This is a genomic window from Streptomyces flavofungini (assembly GCF_041028215.1).
In the GTDB taxonomy this organism is placed as follows: domain Bacteria; phylum Actinomycetota; class Actinomycetes; order Streptomycetales; family Streptomycetaceae; genus Streptomyces; species Streptomyces flavofungini_B.
The window spans coordinates 1-10,293 of sequence record NZ_JASKYR010000196.1; the positions used below are offsets into that span (position 1 = coordinate 1).

General features: G+C 69.6%; 9 protein-coding genes. All 9 read left to right on the plus strand.

Translation table 11 applies throughout. The features are described 5' to 3' along the window. Nucleotides 1-236: 236 nt before the first annotated feature. The 9 genes from rpsB (at nucleotide 237) to AB8Z36_RS15960 (ending at nucleotide 10,281) form a co-directional block, all read left to right on the plus strand. Nucleotides 237-1,151 (plus strand): 30S ribosomal protein S2, encoded by a 915-nt coding sequence (gene rpsB / locus AB8Z36_RS15920; protein ID WP_369213958.1) that lies wholly within the window; start codon nucleotides 237-239, stop codon nucleotides 1,149-1,151. Nucleotides 1,152-1,250: 99 nt separating this feature from the next. After that, the gene (gene tsf, locus AB8Z36_RS15925; protein WP_369213959.1) at nucleotides 1,251-2,087 is read left to right on the plus strand and encodes a translation elongation factor Ts; all 837 of its coding nucleotides are present in this window, start codon (nucleotides 1,251-1,253) and stop codon (nucleotides 2,085-2,087) included. Between the two features lie 202 nt (nucleotides 2,088-2,289). Continuing rightward, nucleotides 2,290-3,054, plus strand: coding sequence for a UMP kinase (gene pyrH / locus AB8Z36_RS15930; protein WP_369213960.1), 765 nt, complete (start codon nucleotides 2,290-2,292; stop codon nucleotides 3,052-3,054). A 156-nt stretch (nucleotides 3,055-3,210) separates the two neighbouring features. Continuing rightward, nucleotides 3,211-3,768 carry a ribosome recycling factor gene (gene frr, locus AB8Z36_RS15935; RefSeq protein WP_369213961.1) on the plus strand — a complete coding sequence of 186 codons (558 nt, stop codon included), beginning with the start codon at nucleotides 3,211-3,213 and terminating at the stop codon, nucleotides 3,766-3,768. Nucleotides 3,769-3,809: 41 nt separating this feature from the next. Next, entirely contained in the window at nucleotides 3,810-4,931 is a 1,122-nt protein-coding gene (locus tag AB8Z36_RS15940) for a phosphatidate cytidylyltransferase (RefSeq protein WP_369213962.1), read from the plus strand. Between the two features lie 121 nt (nucleotides 4,932-5,052). Beyond that, nucleotides 5,053-6,159 (plus strand): 23S rRNA (adenine(2503)-C(2))-methyltransferase RlmN, encoded by a 1,107-nt coding sequence (rlmN, locus tag AB8Z36_RS15945; protein WP_369213963.1) that lies wholly within the window; start codon nucleotides 5,053-5,055, stop codon nucleotides 6,157-6,159. A gap of 386 nt (nucleotides 6,160-6,545) precedes the next feature. Next, nucleotides 6,546-7,589: a thiamine ABC transporter substrate-binding protein gene (locus tag AB8Z36_RS15950; protein WP_369213966.1), complete on the plus strand. Its 1,044-nt coding sequence runs from the start codon at nucleotides 6,546-6,548 to the stop codon at nucleotides 7,587-7,589. Between the two features lie 11 nt (nucleotides 7,590-7,600). Then, complete coding sequence (locus tag AB8Z36_RS15955) at nucleotides 7,601-9,253, plus strand: ABC transporter permease (protein ID WP_369213964.1); 1,653 nt, start codon at nucleotides 7,601-7,603, stop codon at nucleotides 9,251-9,253. Further along, entirely contained in the window at nucleotides 9,253-10,281 is a 1,029-nt protein-coding gene (locus AB8Z36_RS15960; protein WP_369213965.1) for an ABC transporter ATP-binding protein, read from the plus strand. Before AB8Z36_RS15955 ends, AB8Z36_RS15960 begins: the two co-directional genes overlap by 1 nt. The last annotated feature ends 12 nt before the right edge of the window (nucleotides 10,282-10,293 follow it).

A 10,293-nucleotide genomic window follows, 5' to 3' on the forward strand; every position in this document is an offset into this window, starting at 1 on the left:
CGGAAAAAGTGCCCGTCACCTGGTCAAGGGCAGCGGCGTCACCGGGTGCCTCGCGGGTCCCGTACACTTCTTGTGGCGATCCGGGTCACCGGGTCGACTTCGCACGCCCCGACATCAGGCCGTCAACAGCCGGTGTCAGCGCCCCTCGGTCCCTAGTGGCAAGGCGCACAGCGGGCGTCAGGCGCGAGTGCCGTCCGGCACACGCGGCACAACCGAGAATCTCAAGGAGAACGGCCATGGCCGTCGTCACGATGCGGGAGCTGCTGGAAAGCGGCGTCCACTTCGGTCACCAGACCCGTCGCTGGAACCCGAAGATGAAGCGCTTCATCTTCACCGAGCGCAACGGCATCTACATCATCGACCTGCTCCAGTCGCTGTCGTACATCGACCGCGCCTACGAGTTCGTCAAGGAGACCGTCGCCCACGGCGGCACGGTCATGTTCGTCGGCACGAAGAAGCAGGCGCAGGAGGCCATCGCGGAGCAGGCCACCCGCGTCGGCATGCCCTACGTCAACCAGCGCTGGCTGGGCGGCATGCTCACCAACTTCTCGACCGTCTACAAGCGTCTGCAGCGCCTCAAGGAGCTCGAGCAGATCGACTTCGAGGACGTCGCCGCGTCGGGTCTCACCAAGAAGGAGCTTCTCGTGCTCTCGCGCGAGAAGGCCAAGCTGGAGAAGACCCTCGGTGGTATCCGCGAGATGCAGAAGGTGCCCAGCGCCGTCTGGATCGTGGACACCAAGAAGGAGCACATCGCGGTCGGTGAGGCCCGGAAGCTCAACATCCCGGTCGTCGCCATCCTCGACACCAACTGCGACCCCGACGAGGTCGACTACAAGATCCCCGGCAACGATGACGCGATCCGCTCCGTCACCCTGCTCACCCGCGTGATCGCCGACGCCGTCGCCGAGGGCCTCATCGCCCGTTCCGGCGTCGCCACCGGTGACTCGAAGCCGGGCGAGAAGGCCGCCGGCGAGCCGCTCGCCGAGTGGGAGCGCGACCTGCTCGAGGGCGAGAAGAAGGCTGACGAGACCGAGGCCCCCAAGGCCGAGGACAAGCCGGCCGAGGCCGCCGCCGAGGCGCCCGCCGCTGAGGCTCCGGCCGCCGAGGCGCCCGCCGCCGAGGCCCCGGCCGCGGACGCCGAGCAGGCCTGACCGCACAGGTTCGGTAGATGACGGCGGGGGCCCGATCGGCCCCCGCCGTTCACCCGTACACCTCCGTAGATCTCAGACTTCGAGAGAGAAATTTCGATCATGGCGAACTACACCGCCGCTGACGTCAAGAAGCTCCGTGAGCTCACGGGCGCCGGCATGATGGACTGCAAGAAGGCGCTCGACGAGGCCGAGGGCAGCGTCGACAAGGCCGTCGAGGCGCTCCGCATCAAGGGCCAGAAGGGCGTCGCCAAGCGCGAGGGCCGCTCCGCCGAGAACGGCGCCGTGGTCTCCCTCATCGCCGACGACAACACCTCCGGTGTCATCGTCGAGCTGAAGTGCGAGACGGACTTCGTCGCCAAGGGCGAGAAGTTCCAGGCCGTGGCGAACAACCTCGCCGCCCACATCGCCAAGACCTCCCCGGCCGACATCGCGACGCTGCTCGCGTCCGAGATCGAGGCCGGCAAGACCGTCCAGGCGTACGTCGACGAGGCCAACGCCAACCTCGGCGAGAAGATCGTCCTGGACCGCTTCGCGCAGTTCTCGGGCGCCTACGTCTCCGCGTACATGCACCGCACGATGCCCGACCTGCCCCCGCAGATCGGTGTCCTCGTCGAGCTGGACAAGGCCGACGCCGACGTGGCCAAGGGCATCGCCCAGCACATCGCCGCCTTCGCGCCGAAGTACCTCTCCCGTGAGGACGTCCCGGCCGAGGTCGTCGAGACCGAGCGCCGCGTCGCCGAGGAGACCACCCGCGCCGAGGGCAAGCCCGAGGCCGCTCTCCCCAAGATCGTCGAGGGTCGCGTCAACGGCTTCTTCAAGGAGGCCACCCTCCTCGGCCAGCCGTACGCGCTGGACAACAAGAAGTCGGTCGAGAAGGTTCTCGCCGAGGCCGGTGTCACCCTGAAGCGCTTCTCGCGCATCAAGGTCGGCATCTGAGTCCGTACCGCGATCGACGGTAGACCCCGCTAGGGTCGACAGCGGTCGCCCGCGTGCGAGGATCTCCGCGAGGGGATGCCCGGACGCGACGCAGGACCGCAGGATCTGACGAGGAGGCCATTGCCGAGCATGGGATGCGAACGACACCCCGCCGGCAGTGGCCTTCTTCGTATGTGTGTCAAGTAAGAGAAGCGAGATCACCATGACCACCAAGGCCGACTCCAAGAGTGACGACGACGGCAAAGTTGCCGGGCGCTTTCTGCTGAAGCTCTCCGGTGAGGCGTTCGCCGGTGGTGGCGGCCTCGGGGTCGACCCCGACGTGGTGCACGCCATCGCCAGGGAGATCGCGGCCGTGGTCCGCGACGGCGCCCAGATCGCCGTAGTCATCGGCGGCGGCAACTTCTTCCGCGGCGCCGAGCTCCAGCAGCGCGGCATGGACCGTGCCCGCTCCGACTACATGGGCATGCTCGGCACGGTCATGAACTGCCTCGCCCTCCAGGACTTCCTGGAGAAGGAGGGCATCGACTGCCGCGTCCAGACGGCCATCACCATGGGCCAGGTCGCGGAGCCGTACATCCCGCTGCGCGCCGTGCGCCACCTGGAGAAGGGCCGTGTGGTCATCTTCGGTGCGGGCATGGGCATGCCGTACTTCTCCACCGACACCACCGCCGCCCAGCGCGCCCTGGAGATCGACGCCGAGGCGCTGCTCATGGGCAAGAACGGCGTGGACGGCGTCTACGACTCCGATCCGAAGTCCAACCCCGACGCGGTGAAGTTCGACGCGCTCGGCTACGGAGAGGTCATCACCCGCGACCTCAAGGTCGCCGACATGACCGCGATCACGCTGTGCCGGGACAACAAGCTGCCCATCCTGGTCTTCGAGCTGCTCTCCACGGGCAATATCGCCCGGGCCGTCAAGGGTGAGAAGATCGGCACTCTCGTGGGCGATCAGGGAAGCCGCGCCTGACCCCAGGGACCTGGACCAGCCTCAAGGAACGTACGCGAGACGCCCCTTGAGGGGATGGACAAAGCCCTGCCGGTCGGACACCGTGCAGGAAAGACACGCGACGCAGCCGGCCACCCCGTGCCGGCCGGGCCTACTCAAGACACGCAGGAGCAAGTGGTGATCGAAGAGACCCTCCTCGAGGCCGAGGAGAAGATGGAGAAGGCTGTCGTGGTCGCCAAGGAGGACTTCGCCGCGATCCGCACCGGCCGTGCGCACCCGGCGATGTTCAACAAGATCGTGGCCGACTACTACGGCGCGCTGACGCCGATCAACCAGCTCGCCTCGTTCTCGGTTCCCGAACCGCGGATGGCCGTGGTGACCCCGTTCGACAAGAGCGCGCTGCGCAACATCGAGCAGGCCATCCGCGACTCCGACCTCGGCGTCAACCCGAGCAACGACGGCAGCATCATCCGGGTGACCTTCCCCGAGCTCACCGAGGAGCGCCGCCGGGACTACATCAAGGTCGCCAAGGGCAAGGCCGAGGACTCGAAGGTGTCGATCCGCTCGGTGCGCCGCAAGGCCAAGGACGCCATCGACAAGGCGATCAAGGACGGCGACATCGGCGAGGACGAGGGCCGCCGCGCGGAGAAGGAGCTGGACGACACCACCGCGAAGTACGTCGCCCAGGTGGACGAGCTGCTCAAGCACAAGGAAGCCGAGCTGCTCGAAGTCTGAGGCTCCGGTCCGAGGAACCCCGAAAACTAGGAAACCGATCCGTGAACGACTCTTCCTGGGGGGCGCCGCCCAGAACCGGGTACTGGGGGACGCCCGACCAGGGACCCGGTCGGGGCGCGCCCCCGGCAGGTCCCGCGTACGATGCGCAGGACGCGCTGCTTCCGTCCGAGACGCGGCCCATGCCCATCGTGCCTGACGTTCCCGTGAGCGGCTCAGACCAGGACGACGGCCGGGGGGTCACTCGGACGGGCGGCCCCCTGTTCCGTGACGAGCCCCCGCAGGAGCCCATGCCCAGCGCACCACAGCCCGCCCCGGCGGCTCCGCAGCCGTCGCAGCCCCCGCAGAAGAAGAGCGCGGGCCGTGATCTCGGGGCGGCCATAGGAGTCGGCGTGGGGCTCGGCGCGGTGATCATCGCGTCGCTCTTCATCGTGAAGGCCGTCTTCATCGGTGTCATAGCGGTCGCCGTCGTCGTCGGCCTCTGGGAGCTCACCTCCCGGCTCCAGGAGCGCAAGGCCATCAAGGCGCCGCTGGTGCCGCTCGCGGTGGGCGGCGCGGCGATGGTCGTCGCGGGCTATGTCCGCGGGACCGAGGGCGCGTGGGTGGCGATGGCGCTCACCGCGCTCGCGGTGCTCGTCTGGCGCATGACGGAGCCTCCCGAGGGCTATCTGAAGGACGTCACGGCGGGCGTGTTCGCCGCGTTCTACGTACCGTTCCTCGCCACGTTCGTGGCCCTGATGCTCACCGCGGACGACGGCCCGCAGCGGGTGCTCACGTTCCTGCTCCTGACCGTGGTCAGCGACACCGGGGCGTACGCGATCGGCTGGCGCTTCGGCAAGCACAAGCTCGCACCCCGCATCAGCCCCGGCAAGACCCGCGAGGGCCTGGTCGGCGCGGTCACCTTCGCGATGGCCGCGGGCGCGCTGTGCATGGAGTTCCTCATCGACGGCGGGGCCTGGTGGCAGGGCCTGCTGATCGGCCTCGCGGTCGCGGCGAGCGCCACGCTGGGCGACCTCGGCGAGTCGATGATCAAGCGGGACCTCGGCATCAAGGACATGGGCACGCTGCTGCCGGGCCACGGCGGCATCATGGACCGCCTGGACTCCCTCCTGCCGACGGCTCCGGTGGTCTGGCTGCTCCTCGTCGTCTTCGTCGGCTCCGGCTGACGCGGGGTCTCCTCGGCGGAGAGGGCTGGCATAACTGTTTGACCTGCGTAAACGTACGAAGGGGCGCGTTGTCCACAGGGCGGCGGGCCCCTCGTCGTATGTCTGCGACACTGGAAGGACCATGCCTAAGCCCGGAGAACTCACTTTCGTCGCGCCCCGCGGTGCCAAGAAGCCGCCGCGGCATCTCGCCGACCTCACGCCCGCCGAGCGCAAGGAAGCCGTCGCCGCCACCGGCGAGAAGCCGTTCCGCGCCAAGCAACTCTCGCAGCACTACTTCGCGCGGTACGCCCATGACCCCGCGGAGTGGACCGACATCCCCGCCGGTGCGCGCGAGAAGCTCCGGGAAGCGTTGCTGCCCGATCTGATGTCCGTGGTGCGGCACATCAGCTGTGACGACGACACCACCCGCAAGACGCTCTGGCGGCTCTTCGACGGGACGCTGGTGGAGTCGGTGCTCATGCGCTACCCCGACCGCGTCACCATGTGCATCAGCTCCCAGGCGGGCTGCGGGATGAACTGCCCGTTCTGCGCCACGGGCCAGGCCGGTCTCGACCGGAACCTGTCGACGGGCGAGATCGTGCACCAGATCGTGGACGGCATGCGCGCGCTGCGGGACGGCGAGATCCCCGGCGGTCCCGCGCGGCTCTCCAACATCGTCTTCATGGGCATGGGCGAGCCGCTGGCCAACTACAACCGCGTGACCGGCGCCATCCGCCGCCTCACCGACCCCGAGCCGGACGGCCTCGGCCTCTCGCAGCGCGGGATCACGGTGTCGACGGTGGGCCTCGTGCCCGCGATCCACCGGTTCTCCGACGAGGGCTTCAAGTGCCGCCTCGCGATCTCGCTGCACGCGCCGGACGACGAGCTGCGCGACACCCTCGTCCCGGTCAACACGCGCTGGCAGGTGCGCGAGGTGCTCGACGCCGGCTGGGAGTACGCGGCCAAGTCCGGTCGCCGCCTCTCCATCGAGTACGCGCTGATCCGCGACATCAACGACCAGGCGTGGCGCGGTGACCGTCTCGGCCGGATGCTCAAGGGCAAGCCGGTGCACGTCAACCTCATTCCGCTGAACCCGACGCCGGGCTCCAAGTGGACGGCCTCGCGACCCGAGGACGAGAAGGCGTTCGTGGAGGCCATCGCCGCCCATGGGGTGCCGGTGACCATCCGGGACACCCGTGGCCAGGAGATCGACGGGGCGTGCGGCCAGCTCGCCGCCGCCGAGAGGTAGTCTTTCGGTCGAACGGGCTCGTCATGGGCGGGCTCGTCATGGGCTCGTACACACATCTGCATATTCCGACAGGGGAGCGCCACAGCGCTGAGAGTGCGGCACCTTGGACAGGTGGGCCGCAGACCCTCTGAACCTCGCCCAGGTCATTCTGGGTAGGAAGTTCGGGCATTACTCAAGCTGTAGCGCCCTGCCCGCGTGCCCCAGGCCCGCGGGCGGGGCCGCGTCTCTTCCTGGTCTCCCAGGAGGACATCTCAGTGAGCTACACCAACAGCGTCACCGACAGTTCCAGCGACGGCTTCAGCGCCAGCGACGGCTTCGGCGACGGCTTCGGCAACAGCGTCTCCCGTAGCTTCGCCGGTAAGCGGACCGTTCTCACCGCCGCCCTCGTGGGCCTCGGGCTCGTCGCGCTCTGCGCGTGCGGGTCCGGCGGCGGCTCCGGCAAGGCCGACTCCAAGAAGGTCACGCTCGTCACGCACGACTCCTTCAACGTCTCCAAGGACGTGCTGAAGGACTTCGAGAAGAAGTCGGGGTACAAGGTCACCGTCCTGAAGGACGGCGACGCGGGTGCCGCCGTGAACAAGGCCATCCTCTCCAAGGACAATCCCCAGGGCGACGTCTTCTTCGGCGTCGACAACACCCTGCTCTCCCGGGCGCTGGACCACGACCTCTTCCAGTCGTACGAGGTCAAGGGCGCGGACGGCATCGAGGCCCAGTACCGGGCCGACAAGGACAAGCACCGTGTGACCCCCGTCGACAGCGGCGACATCTGCGTCAACTACGACAAGAAGTACTTCGCCGACAAGAAGCTGGCGCCGCCCACGTCCTTCGACGACCTCGCCAAGCCCGCGTACAAGAACCTCCTGGTGACGGAGAACGCGTCCACGTCCTCGCCCGGCCTCGGCTTCCTGCTCGGCACCGCCGCGCGGTACGGCGACAAGGGCTGGGAAGGCTACTGGAAGAAGCTCAAGGCCAACGGCGTCAAGGTCGTCGACGGCTGGGAGCAGGCCTACAACGAGGAGTTCTCCGGTTCCGCGGGCGGCAGGAAGGCCAAGGGCGACCGGCCGCTCGTCGTCTCCTACGCCTCCTCCCCGCCGGTCGAGGTGCTCTACGCCAAGCCGCAGCCCAAGCAGGCGCCGACCGGTGTCGCGACGGGCACCTGCTTCCGCCAGGTCGAGTACGCGGGCCTGCTCAGCAACGCGGGTAACACCAAGGGCGGCAAGGCGCTCCTCGACTTCCTCGCGAGCAAGGAGTTCCAGGAGGACATGCCGCTGAACATGTTCGTGAACCCGGTGCGCACGGGCACGAAGCTGCCCGAGCTGTTCACCGAGCACGGCGTGACGGTCGAGAAGCCGAAGACCATGGACCCGAAGAAGATCGCCGACAACCGCGAGCCGTGGATCAAGTCGTGGACCTCGCTCGTACTGAAGTGAAGGGGCGCCCCATGACGGGGCGCTCTCGCGGGAGCGCGGCTCGGCTCGGCCTGATGGTCCTGCCCGTCGCGTTCTTCGCGGTCTTCTTCGCCTATCCGGTCACGGCGATCGTCGCGCGCGGGCTGCACGTCGACGGCGTCTGGCGGTTCGGGCGGATCACGGAGGTGCTCGGGCAGTCCGACATCCGGCATGTGCTGTGGTTCACCAGCTGGCAGGCGCTCGCGTCCACCGCGCTCACGCTGCTGATCGCGCTCCCGGCCGCGTACGTCTTCGCGCGCTTCGACTTCCCGGGCAAGCAGGTGCTGCGGGCCGTCGTCACCGTGCCGTTCGTGCTGCCCACGGTCGTCGTCGGGACGGCGTTCCTCGCCCTCATCGGGCGCGGCGGGCTCTTCGACGAGCTGTGGGGCGTGCGCCTTGACACCACCGTGTGGGCGATCCTCCTCGCGCACGTCTTCTTCAACTACGCGGTCGTCGTCCGCACGGTCGGCGGGCTCTGGGCCCAGCTCGACCCGCGCCAGGAAGAGGCCGCCCGGATGCTCGGCGCCTCACGCTTCACCGCCTGGCGGACGGTGACGCTGCCCGCGCTCGGGCCCGCCGTCGCGGCGGCGGCGCTGATGGTCTTCCTCTTCACCTTCACCTCCTTCGGCGTCGTACAGATCCTCGGCGGACCCGCGTACTCGACGCTCGAAGTGGAGATCTACCGGCAGACCGCCCAGCTCCTCGACCTGCCGACGGCCGCCGTCCTCACCGTCGTGCAGTTCGCGGCGGTGGGCCTGATCCTGGCGGTCCACGCGTGGACGGTGCGCCGCCGCGAGAGCGCGCTGAAGCTCGTGGACGCCGCCACCGTCGCGCGCCGCCCGCGCGGGGCGGGCCAGTGGACCCTGCTCGGCCTGGTCATGGCCTCGGTCGCGCTGCTGATCCTGCTGCCCCTCGGTGTGCTGGTCCAGCGCTCCCTCGACGGACCCGACGGCTTCGGGCTCGCCTACTTCCGCGAGCTGACCTCGGCGGACGGGGGCGCCTTCCTCGTACCGCCGATCGAGGCGATCTGGAACTCCCTGCAGTACGCGATCGCCGCCACGGCCATCGCGGTCGTGATCGGCGGACTCGCGGCCGCCGCCCTCACCCGGCGCGCCGGACGCCTCGTACGGGGGTTCGACGCGCTGCTCATGCTGCCGCTCGGCGTCTCGGCGGTGACCGTCGGTTTCGGGTTCCTGATCACGCTGGACGAGCCGCCGCTCGACCTGCGGGCCACCTGGATCCTGGTGCCGCTGGCCCAGGCGCTGGTGGGGGTGCCGTTCGTCGTACGCACCATGCTGCCCGTGCTGCGCGCGGTGGACGGACGGCTTCGCGAGGCGGCGGCCGTCCTCGGCGCCTCGCCGCTGCGGGCGTGGCGGGAGGTCGACCTGCCGATGGTGCGACGGGCGCTGCTGATCGCGGCGGGCTTCGCCTTCGCCGTGTCGCTGGGCGAGTTCGGGGCGACCGTGTTCATCGCGCGGCCCGACAACCCGACGCTGCCGGTCGCCGTGGCACGGCTGCTCGGCCGCGCCGGTGACCTCAACTACGGGCAGGCGATGGCCCTCTCCACGATCCTCATGGTGGTGTGCGCGGTCTCGCTGCTGCTTCTCGAACGCCTTCGGGCCGATCGCACCACGGGAGAGTTCTGATGACGACGGCCCTGCTGAGCCTGCGTGAGGCGACGGTCCGCTTCGGGGCGCGGGCCGCGCTCGACGCGGTTGACCTGGAGGTCGCCGAGCACGAGATCGTGTGTGTGCTCGGGCCGAGCGGCAGCGGGAAGTCCACGCTGCTGCGGGCCGTCGCCGGGCTGCAAGGACTCGACGCGGGGCGGATCGAGCTCGACGGGCGTGACCAGCGCGGGGTGCCCGCGCACAAGCGGGGCGTCGGCCTGATGTTCCAGGACCACCAGCTCTTCCCGCAGCGTGACGTGGCGGGCAACGTCGCCTTCGGGCTGCGCATGCACGGTGCTTCGCGGGCCGGGCAGGCCGCGCGGGTCGCCGAGCTGCTGGAGCTCGTCGGGCTGCCGAAGGCGCAGCGGCGCGCGGTGGCCTCGCTGTCCGGCGGTGAGCAGCAGCGGATCGCGCTGGCCCGCGCGCTGGCGCCCCGGCCCCGGCTCCTGATGCTCGACGAGCCGCTCGGCCAGCTCGACCGCTCGCTGCGGGAGCGGCTGGTCGTCGAGTTGCGGGAGCTCTTCGACGAACTGGGCACGACTGTGCTCGCCGTCACCCACGACCAGGGCGAGGCCTTCGCGCTCGCCGACCGGGTCGTGGTGATGCGGGACGGGCGGATCGCCCAGTCCGGCACACCGCTCGACGTGTGGCAACGCCCCGCCGACGCGTTCGTGGCGCGCTTCCTCGGCTTCGACAACATCACCGGGGCGACGGTCTCCGGCGGTGGCGCCGAGACGGTGTGGGGCCGGATTCCGGTGCCGGACGGGACACCGGCGGGGCGGTGCGAACTGCTGGTGCGACCGGCCGGAGTGCGGCTCGTGGCGGCCGACGAGGGGCTGCCGTGCGAGGTCACGGCGCGGACCTTCCGGGGCACCCATGTCGCCGTACACCTCCAGCCGAAGGAGGGGCCGCGCCTGGAGGCGGCATGCGCGCTCCGGGAGGCGCCGGAGGTGGGGGAGCGGGTGGAGGTCGCCTTCGACGCGGAGGACGTCGTCGTTCTGGGATGAGCGGGAGGCAGA